The organism is Cupriavidus sp. 05L310 (genome assembly GCF_056398185.1).
Genome location: NZ_JBFTOX010000085.1, coordinates 1 through 14,563, shown reverse-complemented (window position 1 = coordinate 14,563; position 14,563 = coordinate 1). Strand labels below are relative to the sequence as shown.

The 14,563-nt window shown below is 63.0% G+C and carries 13 protein-coding genes; 7 read left to right on the top strand and 6 right to left on the bottom strand.

What is annotated here, in order from left to right:
• The first annotated feature begins 185 nt into the window (after nt 1-185).
• The 5 genes from AC1DS6_RS38895 to AC1DS6_RS38875 all read left to right on the top strand — a co-directional run bounded on the left by AC1DS6_RS38895 (nt 186) and on the right by AC1DS6_RS38875 (nt 3,267).
• Nucleotides 186-1,136 (top strand): M35 family metalloendopeptidase, encoded by a 951-nt coding sequence (locus AC1DS6_RS38895; RefSeq protein ID WP_441630202.1) that lies wholly within the window; start codon nt 186-188, stop codon nt 1,134-1,136.
• Nucleotides 1,123-1,563 carry a hypothetical protein gene (locus tag AC1DS6_RS38890; RefSeq protein WP_441630200.1) on the top strand — a complete coding sequence of 147 codons (441 nt, stop codon included), beginning with the start codon at nt 1,123-1,125 and terminating at the stop codon, nt 1,561-1,563. Before AC1DS6_RS38895 ends, AC1DS6_RS38890 begins: the two co-directional genes overlap by 14 nt.
• A 103-nt stretch (nt 1,564-1,666) precedes the next feature.
• Complete coding sequence (locus tag AC1DS6_RS38885) at nt 1,667-2,104, top strand: hypothetical protein (protein WP_441630198.1); 438 nt, start codon at nt 1,667-1,669, stop codon at nt 2,102-2,104.
• Nucleotides 2,105-2,115: 11 nt separating this feature from the next.
• Nucleotides 2,116-2,283 (top strand): hypothetical protein, encoded by a 168-nt coding sequence (locus AC1DS6_RS38880; RefSeq protein ID WP_441630196.1) that lies wholly within the window; start codon nt 2,116-2,118, stop codon nt 2,281-2,283.
• Nucleotides 2,284-2,901: 618 nt separating this feature from the next.
• On the top strand, nt 2,902-3,267 hold the full coding sequence (locus tag AC1DS6_RS38875; protein ID WP_441630194.1) for an ArsR/SmtB family transcription factor: 366 nt from the start codon (nt 2,902-2,904) through the stop codon (nt 3,265-3,267).
• 80 nt (nt 3,268-3,347) lie between these two features.
• Here AC1DS6_RS38875 and AC1DS6_RS38870 read toward each other — a convergent pair whose 3' ends face one another.
• The 4 genes from AC1DS6_RS38870 to AC1DS6_RS38855 all read right to left on the bottom strand — a co-directional run bounded on the left by AC1DS6_RS38870 (nt 3,348) and on the right by AC1DS6_RS38855 (nt 5,596).
• Nucleotides 3,348-4,073, bottom strand: a complete 726-nt coding sequence (locus tag AC1DS6_RS38870; protein ID WP_441630192.1) for an aquaporin — start codon at nt 4,071-4,073, stop codon at nt 3,348-3,350.
• 5 nt (nt 4,074-4,078) lie between these two features.
• Complete coding sequence (locus tag AC1DS6_RS38865) at nt 4,079-4,573, bottom strand: arsenate reductase ArsC (protein ID WP_441630190.1); 495 nt, start codon at nt 4,571-4,573, stop codon at nt 4,079-4,081.
• 201 nt (nt 4,574-4,774) lie between these two features.
• Nucleotides 4,775-5,257 carry an ArsI/CadI family heavy metal resistance metalloenzyme gene (locus AC1DS6_RS38860; RefSeq protein ID WP_441630188.1) on the bottom strand — a complete coding sequence of 161 codons (483 nt, stop codon included), beginning with the start codon at nt 5,255-5,257 and terminating at the stop codon, nt 4,775-4,777.
• 12 nt (nt 5,258-5,269) lie between these two features.
• Nucleotides 5,270-5,596, bottom strand: coding sequence for an ArsR/SmtB family transcription factor (locus tag AC1DS6_RS38855; RefSeq protein ID WP_441630186.1), 327 nt, complete (start codon nt 5,594-5,596; stop codon nt 5,270-5,272).
• A gap of 224 nt (nt 5,597-5,820) precedes the next feature.
• Here AC1DS6_RS38855 and chrA point away from each other — a divergent pair, with 224 nt between their 5' ends.
• Nucleotides 5,821-7,047, top strand: a complete 1,227-nt coding sequence (gene chrA, locus AC1DS6_RS38850) for a chromate efflux transporter (protein ID WP_441630184.1) — start codon at nt 5,821-5,823, stop codon at nt 7,045-7,047.
• A gap of 26 nt (nt 7,048-7,073) precedes the next feature.
• Here the strand turns inward: chrA and AC1DS6_RS38845 are convergent, their stop codons facing one another.
• Both AC1DS6_RS38845 and AC1DS6_RS38840 read right to left on the bottom strand, forming a co-directional pair.
• Nucleotides 7,074-9,560 carry an arsenate reductase (azurin) large subunit gene (locus AC1DS6_RS38845; protein ID WP_441630182.1) on the bottom strand — a complete coding sequence of 829 codons (2,487 nt, stop codon included), beginning with the start codon at nt 9,558-9,560 and terminating at the stop codon, nt 7,074-7,076.
• A 15-nt stretch (nt 9,561-9,575) separates the two neighbouring features.
• Nucleotides 9,576-10,094: an arsenate reductase (azurin) small subunit gene (locus AC1DS6_RS38840; RefSeq protein WP_441630180.1), complete on the bottom strand. Its 519-nt coding sequence runs from the start codon at nt 10,092-10,094 to the stop codon at nt 9,576-9,578.
• A 479-nt stretch (nt 10,095-10,573) separates the two neighbouring features.
• Between AC1DS6_RS38840 and AC1DS6_RS38835 the strand changes: the two genes are divergently transcribed.
• A complete protein-coding gene (locus tag AC1DS6_RS38835; protein ID WP_441630178.1) occupies nt 10,574-13,426 on the top strand; it encodes an ankyrin repeat domain-containing protein in 2,853 nt (950 codons plus the stop codon).
• Nucleotides 13,427-14,563 lie beyond the last annotated feature (1,137 nt).

Genomic DNA, 14,563 nt, shown 5'->3' with positions numbered 1-14,563 from the left:
GCCATCGCCCTGCGCGGCGTCCGGATGAGAACCCGCCTCCCAGCTTCATGTCGCATTCCTGCTCACTCAGGGAATGTTCTTCGCGTTCTTGCAGAAATTTCCCAAAGCCGATCAGGCGATCCGCGGGCACATTGGCAAGGTGTCCGACCACGTTGCGTGTCGGCGACCTGACAACGGAGGATGGCATGGACGATATGCGAGAGGCCCTGAAACATGGCGACAAGACTGGCACCGGCGGGGTACTGATTTCCACGGTGATTGATTTTGCGCATCACGGTGTCGCCGTCGCGGCGGAGGGCGACCACGCTACCTGTCCAGCTTGCAAGGTGGGTGGCCCGGTGATGAACGACGCCTATCCGCACTTCACGCTCATGGACGGGCGCCAGATTCTGGTGCGGGGCGCCAGGGTGATGTGCCAATGCGCGGACAAGCCACTGGTCATCCCGTCACAGGCGGATTTCATCATTCAGGTGAACCGGGGAGGCCGCCTCCAGCCTTCGGCTGCGCCAAGCACTTACGCACCAAGCTCCGCCGAGAAGCTGTCTGACGGGCCAAGCCACCTCGTGGACGATTCGGAGCGGATCTGTGCGAACATGAGCAATGCGGAGTTTCGCAGCCTCGTTCTCAGGCTTCGCGACACGGCGGTTCTGTGCTGCGGCAAGAGGTTGGTGGAGCTTCGACGGTGGGGCCACGCGGATCGGGCGCGAGTCGAGACGTGGTTTGGCGTATCCGATGAAAGGGTCCGCCAACGCCTGCTTGAGGGAATTCCCCGTATTGAGGCGATCCTCAGGAGCCTGACTGCCGACAACTTTGTTCGATACTCCGACGAGGCGATGGAATACATTGGTTGTACGCCTAAAACACGCAACAATCCGCGAATCGCGGCTGCAGTCTGTGCTCCGGATACGAAGACCCACACCATCGCCATTGCACGGAAATTCTGCGACTTATCGCCCTACTCTGACCGTGTCGACTCGCAGCTGTTAACACTGGTGCATGAAGTTGCACACTTCGATGATGCAATGGCGGCAAAGGATCTCTTCTATCAGCTATATACCGTCCAACAGGAGGCTGCGGCAAAGAACCCGCAGTGCATTGAGAATGCTGACAACGTGGCCGCCTATGTCATTGTCTAAGTACTTCCGCGCGGTTGCTGCAGCAGCAGCGATCTTGGCGCAGCCCGCCCTCGCTTGCAGCTTCGACATTTCCTTCAACAGCAATTTCGAGCCCGGCTCGGATCGCTTGCCGGCTTCGGAAGTTCGCAGATTGGCGGAGTGGATGATCGACGATCCGGCAGCCTTTGAGAACAAGAAGGAGTTTCACATTCTTGTCTACGAGGCCCCCACCGCTGGTGTCAGCAATGCGCTCGCGCGCAAGCGCGTATCTCACCTGGAGCATTGGCTGACGACCTTTGGCGTGCCGGCGAGCATGATTTCCATGGAAATCCCCCGCTACAAACCTGGCAAGTCGGCGGAGCCGCCGAATTTTGCGCATATCAATTTCATGCCGGGGTGCCCGCACCCTTGCTGCCCGGGTCCGGAACCGACCTCGCAGATTCGCTAGGCATGCGCTAGATGACGCCTCCCTGCCCGGCAGCCTGTTGTCAAACGGCAGGCTGCGGCAAAGAACCCGCAGTGCATTGAGAATGCCGACAACGTGGCCGCCTATGTCATTGTCCAAGTACTTCCACACGGTTGCTGCAGCAGCAGCGATCTTGGCGCAGCCCGTCCTGGCTTGCAGCTTCAATATTTCCTTCAACAGCCATTTCGAGCCCGGTGCGGATCGCCTGCCCGCTTCGGAAGTTCGCAGAATGGCGGAATGGATGATCGACTCTCCCGGGAAATATGAGAACAAGGAGGAGTTTCACATCGCCCTGTATGAGGCACCCGCGTTTGGTGTCAGTCATGTTCTCGCGCGTAAGCGCACAGCGCACTTGACGCAGTTGCTGACGACATTTGGTGTGCCGGCGAGCATGATCTCCATGGAAATCGCCCGCCACAACCCAGGCAAATCGCTGGCGCCGAACTTTGCAAATATCGATTTCATGCCGGGGTGTCCGCACCCTTGCTGCCCAGGTCCGGAACCGACCTCGCAGATTCGCTAGGCGTGCGCTGGATGACTTCTCCCCGCCCGGTAGCCTCTTTGTCAAACGGCATCGAACTGGAGGCGCTGCGCGCCGCAATTGCGGCGGGCATGGCAAGTGGCACCCCTAAGCTTGCTGAAGCTGTGCTTGCGAGCCTGGAGAGCAAGTACCGCGCTGCGGACAAGACCAAGCACCGCTGACGCGGCACACGATCACGCCGCTCACCGGGCAAGATCTGGCGTCCATGATCCTCATCCGCCCCCCTTCCTGCACCTGTCGATGTGAATTTTTCTCAGTTTCGCCGGCGATATCTGCGGCATGTCGTACGCAATGTTGGTCGCCTCGGTGGCGGTGGAGAGAAAGATCGGGTCGTCCCCGCCAACCCGACTCAGCTTTGTGAGTACATCTTGCCTGGGCACCCCTGTATCGCGCTGTTGCGCGGCCATGAATAGGAGGTCGGCTACGCACTGGCAGACCGACATCCTTTGCGCCTTGCTGACGTTGCCTTGGCTCGCAGGCGTTTGCGCATAGGCTGCGGCAGCGGCAAACAGGGCAACGGCCGCAATCCTTGCGGCTCGCACAGCTTGGTGATGCATATTGTTTTGCCCCCTCTTCTGGTGAGGTGGTCGGGTCCTGCCACGCTGGCTCCGCGCTTGTGAAGATTATTCTCTTGTGCGGGAGGTGATCTGTGTGGCACCGAACCTTCGGCGCAGCTTTCCACGCGCAAGTCCCGCGCAGGAATGGGCTTCCCGAATGCGGCCCGCTGGCCTTCGTTCTGGCGGAGAATACGCGGTAGCACCACTACCGCGAGCTTTCTGATGGACAGCGAAACCGCCGTAAAAGCCCTGGCCGCGCTGGCGCAGCAATCTCGCCTGGCGATCTTCCGCCTGCTGGTCCAGGCCGGCCCGGCCGGCATGCATGCCGGGCGGATTGGCGAGGCGTTGGGCCTGCCGCCGGCAACCTTGTCTTTTCATCTGAAGGAGCTGGCCAATGCCGGGCTGGTCGCGAGCCGGCAGGAGGGCCGGAACGTCATCTACCAGGCGCGCTACGAGCGGATGAACGAGCTGCTTGGATTCCTGATGGCGCACTGCTGTGAAGGGGATCCGAAGGGCTGCGATGTCCCTTCCTTTGCGTGCAAGCCCAAGCGTGCGGCGCGGACAAAGGCCCCGGCTGGGTCGGAGTGAGTTGCGCGGCGGATCGCGCAGGCTGTCGAGCCTGCCACGATGGATCTGGCCGGGCAGGCGTCACGTATCGACGCCTGTCCTCAGATGGGCTCACCCGTTCCGCGCGCGTCTTCCTGTTGGCCTGAGGCCTCGATCACGTTTGGGTGGCCCTGTTCCTGCACGCGCGGCAGCAATGCGGTATGCAGCAGCAGCCCGATGCAGGCGCCGAGCAGTTCGGCGAGCATGAAGCCTGGCACGCTCGCGGGCGCAATGCCGGCGAAGCTATTGCTGAACATCCGTCCGAAGGCGGCAGCGGGGTTGGCGAAGGAGGTGGAGGCGGTGAACCAGTAGGCCGCGCCGATGTAGCTTGCCACCATGGCCGGGGCGCGCCCGTTGGGGGCGCGGAGGATGACCAGGATCAGGCCGGCTGTTGCCACGGTCTCCGCGATCCATTGGCCTGGCCCGCTGCGGATCTTGGCCGAGAACTGCAGGAGGCTCATATCGAACATGGCGTGCGCCAGCCAGGCGCCTAGCACCGCACCGGCCAGCTGGGCGACGATGTAAGGGACCAGGGCGGACCGGGGCAGCTCGCCCTTCACGGCCATCACCAGGCTCACGGCCGGATTGAAATGCGCGCCGCTGATCGGGCCGAAGACCTCGATGAGCACGTACAGGCCGCCTACCGTAGCTAGCGTGTTGGCCAGCAGGGCAACGGCAATATTGCCGCCGGCCAGGCGCTCGGCCATGATGCCCGAGCCGATCACCACGGCAAGCAGCAACGCGGTACCGATCACTTCCCCTGCAATTTGGCGTGGCAGACCAATCATGGCAGTTAGCTCCGCGCAATCTTGGTCAAGGCTTCCTGCAGTTGCGCATGACCCATTGTCTTAAGCGGCAGCATGAGCAGCTGCAGCATGCGGTAGCCGATGGCTTGTCGCGTCAGCTCGAACGCAAGGCGCTTTGCGTCGTCGCCGCCCTGCGCGTGCGAGGGATCGGCGTACCCCCAGTGCATCTTGACCGGGCTGCCCGGCCAGTATGGGCACGCCTCGGCCGCGGCGCTATCGCAGACGGTGATCACGATGTCCATCTTGGGCGCATCATCGCCGACGAACTCGTCCCAGCTCTTGCTACGATAGCCGTCCACATCGACGCCGGCCTGACTCAGCGCTTCGAGCGCAAACGGGTTGATGCGGCCGCTCGGCGCGCTGCCGGCGCTGTAGGCCCGGACATCCTTGTCAAGCTGCTTTGCCAGATGGTTGAGCATGCCCTCGCTCAACACGCTGCGGGCCGAATTGTGGGTACAAAGGATCAGAACGTTGGTCGTCATGGGAACCGCCCAGTGATGGTCAGCTTTTCCCGATGTAGCGCACTGCCTTCTGAAGGGCAACGGCATCGAGTTTATGGATAGGTAGGGACAGGAACAGTTCGATGCGTCGTAGACCCATAACGTGCTGTCTATCTGCACCGGGAATTCGGCGAGGTCGATTCTCTCCGAAGGGCTGATGAACCTTTTCGCCCATGATGGCCTTCAGCAGCACGACTTGCTGGATGTCACGGCGATGCCGATCGGCTTGCCCTGCGGGGCGCGCGGCGCGCAACATGCCGAGTCGGCGTTGGCGGATTCCGCAGGCCGGCTTTCACTGAACACCGGTACGTTCCCGAGCGTATGGAAATGCTCCCAGGCGATGCCTTGGGGATCCGTGACCCAGTGCTTCTCGCTGCGTGCGTAGCAGCACGTTGTCTGCCCTTCATCTAGCAGCGCCATATCGGCAGCCTCCGCGCGGTCTTTCAGCGCCGCCAGCTCTTGCGCGTCGTCGGTCTGGAACCCCAGGTGATCCACGCCGGGCTCACCGCCACGGGTGGAGATGGCGAAGTTCACGCGTGGGTCTTCCAGCATCCACTTTGCGTAGTCGCTCTCGACCCGCGTGGGCTCGGCCGCGAACAGCTTCGAGTAGAAGGCAATGCTCTTGCCGAGGTCCTGGACGTTGAGGTGGACATGAAAGCGCTTCATTGGAGTTCCCCTTTAACAGGCACAAACGGTAGTGGCGGCATTGTCGAGACAGGCCTCCCCTTGGCAGCAGTTGGATGTCAGGAAGCCAAGCAGGTCATTCATGTGCGCAAACGCGGCGCGATAGATCAGGTGCCTGCCTTCACGCTCTTGCGTGATCAGGCGGGCATGCATCAATTCCTTCAGGTGGAAGGACAACGTCGCGCCGGGCACCCCAATCTGTTCGGTCATCGCGCCGGGCGTCAACCCGGATGGCCCGGCCACCACCAGCAAGCGGAACACCTGTAGCCGCAGGCCATGGGCCAGGGCGGCGAGAGAGCGGATAGCATCGTTTTCTTCCATATTTCCATAATATTGGAAGTGTTGGCCAAAAACAAGGGCGACGAATGCGGGCTAGGTGGGCGAGGTGGGCGCCAAGTCGACGATAGGCGACGCCGGCTGGACGGTGGGCTGTGCCCGCCGGCGCGGTGGTTTGACGCTTGTCATCCAGGGTCGCTAGCATGGGAAGGTGATCGATCTTCGATCGCGAAAATCGATTGTTTGCCAACCGAAGCGGAGTTGAATGGATGCTAGCCACCGAGAATGAGGTCAAGAGGGACGGGGATGCCATTGGCAATGCCTGGGCGGTGTTTCTCGCTTTCCTCCGGCTGGGCCTGACTTCCTTTGGAGGGCCGATTGCCCACCTGGGCTACTTCCGGGCGGAGTTCGTCACGCGTCGGCGCTGGCTGAGCGAGCGCAGCTACGCGGATCTGGTTGCCCTCTGCCAGTTTTTGCCCGGTCCCGCCAGCAGCCAGGTTGGCATGGCGATAGGCCTGTCGCGCGCCGGCTTCATGGGCGCGGTGGCGGCGTGGGTAGGGTTCACGTTGCCGTCCGCAGTGGCCCTGGTGCTGTTCGCGCTCAGCATTTCCACGTGGGGCGATGTGATACCGGCGGGCGCGTTGCACGGCCTGAAGGTGGTGGCCGTGGCCGTGGTCGCGCAGGCCGTCTGGGGCATGGCCCGCAGTCTGTGCACGGACACTACCCGCATCACCATTGCGGCGTTCTCCGCCTGCGTCGCCCTGCTTTGGCCGAATGCGTGGGGACAGGTCGGCGTGATCGCTGCGTCCGCCGTGGTGGGCCTGGCGATGTTCAAGCCAGCCCGCGATGTAACCCACGACCCGCTGCCGATCTCGATCAGCCGGCGTGTCGGGGGCTTGCTGCTGGGCGTTTTCTTCATCCTGCTGGCGGGCCTGCCTCTCGCTGTGCAAGCGTGGCCCAATCAGACGCTGGCGGTAGCGGGCGCATTCTATCGTGCGGGATCGCTGGTCTTTGGCGGGGGGCACGTGGTGCTGCCGCTCTTGCAAGCCGCGGTTGTGCCCAGCGGCTGGGTGACGAATGACACCTTCCTGGCGGGCTACGGCGCAGCGCAGGCGGTGCCGGGGCCGCTCTTCACGTTTGCGGCGTTTCTCGGCGCGTCCATGACGGTTGCGCCGAGTGGGTGGGTCGGTGCGCTGGTGTGCCTGGTGGCTATTTTTGTCCCGTCGTTTCTATTGGTGGCCGGCACGTTGCCGTTCTGGGAGCAGCTGCGCCGCAACGTGCGCACGCAGGCGGCGCTTGCCGGCGTAAACGCGGGTGTGGTCGGGTTGTTGCTGGCCGCGCTCTATCATCCCGTGTGGACCAGCGCCGTGCACGGGCCCGCCGACTTCGGGCTCGCGGTGATCGCGTTTGTGGCGCTCATGTTCTGGAAGCTTCCGCCGTGGCTGGTTGTCATTTGCAGCGGAGCGGCCGGGTGGCTGCTGAGCGTCGCCCTTTAACATGCGCGCCGCCAACCGGGTTTGCGCTAGGCGCGGTCGAACCGTCGCCGCTTGAAGCTGACGGTGTCCTTGAAGTCCTGCATGCTGCCAACGCGGCGCAGGTCCGCCCAGGTGCCCTTGTAGTACGGCACCACATTGCGATCGGTCCACGGCGTGGTCACGTTCCCCATGACCCCGTTGAAATGGCCAAACTGCATGAACGTCTGGTTGCGTTTGATGTCTGGTTCCAGGTAGGCAAGGGCATAGGTGGAGCCGTAGTCGTTATAGACTTCGACCACGTCTCCGGAGGCCACGCCCAGCGCTTGCGCGTCCGCTGGATGGATCTCGAGATAGGCCATGGGCACCCGCGCACGCACGAACTCGTTGAACTGGTCGTGGTACATCGTCTGCCACACCTCGTTGACCCGGCCGTTGTTGATCCAGAAGTGATACTTGGCCTTCTGCTCGGCGACCGGCTTCGGCAGCCCGGGCCAGGTCGCCGGCTTGAACTCGGCCTTGCCGTCGGGCGTGTCGAACTTGCTGTCCATGTAGAGCATTTCGGTCCCGACCAGCTGGCCGTTGCGATATTCCTTTGTGGGCAGTTGCACGCCATTGTTGCCCATCGCACGCAGGCGCTCGTATGTGACCAGGTTACCGGTTGTGCCGCCCTGGCTGTCGATCGGGACGGCGCCGGGCTGGCCCGCCTGGCGGAAGCCGTCATTGAAGGCGTCCTCTTCGGTCCGCCAGTCGAAGCCGCCAAAGCGCGCGGCCATCTCGCCTTTGCCCTCGGCCTCGTACAAGCGCTTGAGCGTATTGGCGATATCGGCGGCGATCAGGCAGTCCGGGCGCGCGGTGCCCGGTGGATCCATGAACTTGTCCGACAAGCGCATCCGGCGCTCGCCGTTCATCGAGGTCAGGTGCATCTCGCCCGGATGCGCGGCCGGCAGCATCAGGTGGGCGGCGTCGGCCAGGCTGGTGGGATACAGGTTGATATTGGTCAGGAACAGCCCGCCCTTGCTCTTCACGGCGTCGTAGATCGCATCGGCCATCTGCGCCACGGTGGCCCCGCGCTGGCGTGCCATCGCCTCTCGCACAACCGCGGTGCGCCGCAGGATCACGGCGCGGTGCTCCTGCGCATTGAGTGTGGTCTGGAATGGGTTGGCGCCCCACGCCGTGTAGATCAGCCCCTTGCCGTGGATGATCTCCTGGTCCACGTAAATCTTCGTGCTGCCAGGATAGGGCGGCCTGGCATAACCCTCCTGGTGCCCGCCCATGCGCACCACGCCCGTGCCGCGCCGGCCGACGTTGTGCGTGGCCAGGACCAGGTCCACCAGCGCCGACTGGATGAGGTAGTTGTCGTTGCCCCAGATGATGCCCTTTTCATAGGCATGCATCGTATGCGGCCGGTGGCCGGACGCCTTTGGCTTGTAGGCCCACTCCGCCGCGAGCCTTAGCTTGTCGACCGGGACGCCGGTAATGCGACTGGTGTCCTCCAGCGACAACCGGTTCGCGCGCAGCGCCGCGTCGAACCCCTTGGTATAGCCCGCGATAAATTCCTTGTCGTGCCAGCCCTGGTCAACCACATGGGTCAGCAACCCATCGAACAGGGCAATGTCGGTGCCCGGCTCGATATCGAGGTGCAGCACGTTGTCCTTGCCGGCCGCCTGCTCCGCCACCGCGATCGTGGTGGTGCGGCGTGGGTCCACGAAGATCACCTTGGCCGCGGCGATGCTCTCGCCGGGGAAGCGCGTCTTGCGCTTGTCCATGGTCTGGCCCTGCAGATTCGGCAGCCAGTGCGCCAGGAAGTAATTGGTCTGGGTCTCGTAGGAGTTGCAGCCGATTGCCATGATCACATCGGCGAGTTCGGCATCCTCATAGCTGTTGTTGAGCTCGCCGATGCCCATCTCGCGGGTGGCATGGCATTCGGAGTTGTAGGCTGGCCGATTGTGGATCCGGACCAGCGGCGTCTTGAGCGCCGTGAACATCAGCTTGCCGGTTCCCCAGGTGTTCTCGAAGCCGCCGCCCGCACCACCGTGGTCAAAGCAATCGAACGCCAGCCCGGCTGGCCCGTCGCGATCCAGGATCCGCTTGGTCACGCCGGCGTAAAGGGCCAGCGCGTCATCCCAGCTGGTATCGACCCATTGGTCGGCCATATAGACGCGCGGGCTGCGCAAGCGGGCCCTGGCCACGCCGTCCGGGTTGTACATCATCTTGGCCAACTGGCCGCCTCGCGTTGACGACAGGCCCTGGTTCACGCTGCATTGCTTGTCGGGCACGATGAGGATGTTGTGGCGCTGGCCGTCCCGGTCGGTGACGGTGTTCTGCATGTTCGGCGTCATCACCACCGCCAGCGCAGGCAGCTGCTTGCGAAAATCCAGCCCCAGCGCGTTCTGGCCGGGCGCTCGGCCTCCCTCCATGTTCTCCGGCCATTTGTAGACGTGATAGCCGCACCCGACGATGCAGAAATGGCAGGTCAGGTTGGTCCGCTGCGCATTCACGGGTGGCAGGGCCATCCGGTCCTTGTTGGTTGCCATGGCAGTACGCCCCCTTCACAGCAGGTTGGCTTGACGCCCGTAGATCAGCCCCTCGACACCGATGGCTTTCACCGTGCCATCGCTGGCGTTGTACTGCAGCTGGACCATGGGCAGGTTTTCGGTTGCCTGCCCCGACACCATCTGGCCGCTTTTCTCGGGGTCGAAGATGCTGAAATGGCAGGGGCATTTGAAGGTGCGCGCGCCTGCGTCGTAGGCGACCGGGCAGCCCATGTGCGTGCAGAGCGTGCTGTAGGCCACCACGTCGCGGTCGGGGCCGACCCCGCCTGGCACCGGCATCCCCATCTTGATGGCGACGCACGGCGACGACGCGTCCGGGTAGAGGAAACTGACCGGCGTATTGACCTGCAGCTGTCCGACGTGCGCAACCACCTTAGGGGTGAAAGGCAGCGTCGTCCGGCCCGGATTGGCGGGGGGTGGCGCGGCTTGCGCCGGGGTGGGCAAGCTTCCCGAAACACCAATGCCGGCGGCCGCGCCGCCGGTGGCCTTCAGGAACTCTCTGCGCGTGATGGACATGATCACCCCCTCCTGCGGAATGCGATCGCGATGCCCGTCGCGGGTCGCCGGCACTCCGTGGTCGTTGGCATGGGGGCATGCTTGCGGCCGCAGCCCCGGTGGGGCCACGCGGCTATGACTACCGCCGATATTTTTGGAAATATTTAATTATTTCTAGGGCAACGGCGCGGCGAATGCAAGCTGCACTGCGGTACGGATACCGTCGCCACGAAGTGCGACCGCGCCACTTGGCCCGGCACGGACCACCGTGCCCGCGGGAGTTCAAGGTGAAGCGAACAATGTTCAGCATTGAGCGAATCTCGACACCGGTGAGCATGTCTATCGTGAAGTACTGGGAGCCCTGCTCGCCACCATCAGCCTGAGGACAATTGCACTGAAAGTGCACTATGCGGTCTGTATGTCCCTTCGAGATCCTGCTTCCTTCTAAAATACCAACCTTGGCAAACCGATGGGCTCGCGCCCCTGGCATCAGCACCGTTATGAAGATCCTCGAATACATCGGCCTCGACGTCTCCCGGGTCAAGAGCAGCTACCGCAAGGTCACGGAAGCCATTGGCCGCGATGATTTCCGCGCGGCGCAGGTCAAGAAGCTAACCGGCCCCACGCATGGCAAGTTCTACCGCGCCCGGCTGGACGATGCCAATCGCCTGTTGTTCTCGCTGGTGCGCCACGACGGGCAGGCCTGTGCGTTGATGCTTGAGGTGATCGAGAACCACGATTACCGGAACAGCCGCTTTCTGCGTGGCGCGGAGATCGACGAAAGCAAGATCCCCGACATCGACGCGGCCGAGGCGGCGCGCGAGGCCGTGCCTGTGCGCTACCTGCATCCTGAGCGTACCGACATCCACTTGCTGGACAAGCCGATTTCCTTCGATGATGCCCAGGAGTCTGTCTACCGCCAGCCTGCGCCGCTCGTCCTGGTCGGTTCCGCCGGCAGCGGCAAGACCGCGCTGACCCTGGAAAAGCTCAAGCATGCGGAGGGCTCGACGCTGTATGTCACGCACTCTGCCTATCTGGCCCGCAATGCCCGCGATCTCTACTACGCCAACGGCTTCGAGCATCCAGCCCAGGAGGCGGAGTTCCTCTCGTACCGGGAGTTCGTCGAGTCGATCCGCATGCCGGCTGGCCGCGAGGCGGGCTGGCGGGACTTCGCGGCGTGGTTTGAGCGCCAGCGCCAGCATTTCCGCGAGATTGACGGGCATCAGGCTTTCGAGGAGATCCGCGGTGTGATCACCGCCGGGGCGCACGGTGTGCTGGATCGCGATGCTTACCTGGCGCTGGGCGTGCGGCAGTCGATTTTCGCGCAGGACGCGCGAGGGCGCATCTACGACCTGTTCGAGCGGTATCGCGCATGGCTGGCCCAAAGCGGCCTCTACGACCTCAATCTGGTGGCCCGGGAGTGGCAGCCGCTGGCGGATGCCAGGTACGATTTCATCGTGATCGATGAGGTCCAGGATCTCACCATGGTGCAACTGGCGCTGGTGCTCAAGACCCTCAGGAAGCCAGGCCAGTTCCTCTTGTGCGGCGACTCCAACCAGATCGTGCACCCGAACTTCTTCAGCTGGAGCCAGGTCAAGAGCTTGTTCTGGCATGACCCGCAGCTTGCCGAGCAGCAGGCGCTGCGCGTGCTTGCCGCCAATTTCCGCAACGGCAGCGAGGCAACGCGTGTTGCCAACACGCTGCTCAAGGTCAAGCATCGCCGCTTCGGTTCCATTGACCGGGAGAGCAACTTCCTGGTCGACGCGGTAGGCGGCGACGCTGGCCAGGTGGTGCTGCTGCCGGACAAGGACAACGTCAAGCGTGAGCTTGACCAGAGCATCCGCCAGTCCACGCAATGCGCCGTGCTGGTGTTGCGCGACGAGGACAAGGCCGAGGCGAGAAAGCACTTTTCCACGCCCCTGCTGTTTTCCATCCATGAGGCAAAGGGGCTGGAATACGAGAATATCGTGCTCTATCGCTTTGTCTCCGACCAGCGTGGCGAGTTTGCCGAGATTGCCGAGGGCGTCGACAAGCAAGACCTGGCCGCGGACACGCTGGCCTACCGGCGCGCCAAGGACAAGAGCGACAAATCGCTGGAGGTCTACAAGTTTTTCGTCAACGCGCTCTATGTGGCGCTTACCCGTGCGATCAAGAACCTCTACCTGATCGAGTCCGATACCGCGCATCCGCTGTTCGGCTTGCTCGAACTGGCCCAGGGCGGCCAGGCCAAGGTGGAGGCGCGGCAGGCCACACTCGAAGACTGGCAGAAGGAGGCAAGAAAGCTCGAACTGCAGGGCAAGCAGGAACAAGCCGACGCGATCCGCCGCGGCATCCTCAAGGAGGTGCCGCCGCCATGGCCCGTGTTTGACCAGGCCAAGGTGGAGGAACTGCTGATCAAGGTGTTTCGGGAGCAGGCGCCGGGCGCCAAGCCCAAGCAGCAGCTCTTTGAGATTGCGGCCAGCCACGATGAGCCGGTGCTCGCGGCATGGCTCGTGCAGGAGGCCGGCTTTGCCGCCGCACAGCATTTTGCGGGGCAACGCAGCGGCCTGGCACGCAAGAGCTTTGCGTCTTATTTTGCTGGCAATTTCAAGGAGATCCTGCGGCAATGCGAACGCCACGGCATTGAGCACCGCTTGCCGATGAACCAGACGCCGCTCATGGCCGCCGCTGCCGCCGGCAATGTGGCGTTGGTCGAGGCTTTGCTGGAGCGCGGCGCGGATCGCGAGAACGTTGACCACTATGGCCGCAACGCATTGCACTGGGCCATGCTGGAAGCGTTCCGCTCGCCTCAGTTTGCCGCAGGCCCTTTCGCGGCGCTCTACGAATTGCTGGCGCCGCCGAGCATCGATGTGAATAACGGTGAGCGGCTGGTGCGCATCGACCGGCATTTGTCCGAGTATTTCCTGTTTCAGACGATGTGGGCATTGTTCAAGTCGCGATTCACACACATCCACCGTAAGCCTAACGGTGCATTTGAAACGCAGGCGCTGCTGGAGGCCTGGCAGCACTTGCCCGCGCATGTGGTGCGGCCGGAGCGCAACAAGCGCCAGCACCTGTCCGGCGTCCTGGCGAGAAACGAAGTGGACCGTGACTATGCGTATAACCGCATGCTGTTCAAGCGCTTCGAGCAAGGCTGGTATCAGTTCAGCCCGGCGTTGTCGGTGCGGCGCCGGCATGAAGGGCAAGAGACCTGGGTGCCGATCTATGAAGCGCTCAACCTGCCGTGGATCAACGAGTCCTCCTGGGAAGCCGTCTGGAGGCACATGGATCTTTACCTCGGGCTGGCCCGGATGCCTGACCGCACCGTGCCCATCGCCGCTGAACGTGTCGTGGCGCGATTGAATGCGAGGTGATCCGGGGTGGTGATACGCCTGGCGAACTGTGGCGGACAGGGCGCCGCGCGCCGAGATCGCAGCGGCCTTATCGAGTGGCACCCGGAAGTCTGCTGAAGATATGTTCGCAAGACGCGATAGCAAGTATCGCTGATGCGGCTCACGACTACGCCGCCGCCAAACAGGTTGCGCGGACCCATGGCCGGATACCGTGTCCACTGCGCGAGGCCTTCATAAGGCGTTACGCCGGCTCGCGCGTGCCTGCGAGGATAGTGTGCATTCTGCCGTGCCAGCGGGCGGAAGGGACGGTGGGCCTGTCGATATAGGCCCGGAAAGCCTTGGCGCGCGCATTCGTGTTTGCCGTGATCCATTCCAAGGCGAGAACGGTTTTTTGTTCCGCCACTGGCATCCGCGCGACTGGTGATGGCGTACTGCCTTGCGCCCGGCCGCGTTCCTGTTGTTTATCCTCGCTATAGCGCCGCACTCCTCCCGAGATACGGGGGCAGCTTTGCATCCAGGCCTTCGTTGGATACACGAACGCCCGTCGCCCTCTCACTTTTCGCGCGACGACTGTCACTCAGCGAAAGGCCCGGTTGGGATTCCGACTTCAACATTGTTCGTATCTGACTAAATCGCGACCGGCAGTGCTCGCTCTCGCGTCAGGTCGCTGTAGGCGTCCGCTGCTGCTGTATTCGCCAGAAAAAAAGGAAAATTATTTGTTAAATTTATTAAAAATAGGAATTGTCCGATATTCAACGTTTAATGCTCCTGTTAGTGTTTCGCCCTGATCCAGTGCGGCGGACGCGAATCGCTGTTGGCACCATCCATTTGGTATTAGCGTCTCCAGCCTGACCACGGCCCTGTCCGCGCAGCCATTGAAGGGGGGCGCATGACGTGAAGCAGGCAGGGTACTGGGCAAGACCATTCGTCGATCTCGGGATCGCATCCGCACGCCGGCCTCGCTTGCGCTTGGCCGCTATCGCGGCCAGCACAATGTTCGCCTCCGCGTGGGGGCGCCGCAGTGTGCCGGCACGCGCGGTCGCGGGCCTGCTTGCGCTGACCTTGTGGGTCGGGCCGATGCAGGTCACCCTGCAGCAGGCGCAGCAGGCAGCAGGCGTGCTGGCAGCCGGCGCGGTCGAGCTGGAGGCTCCGGCGATT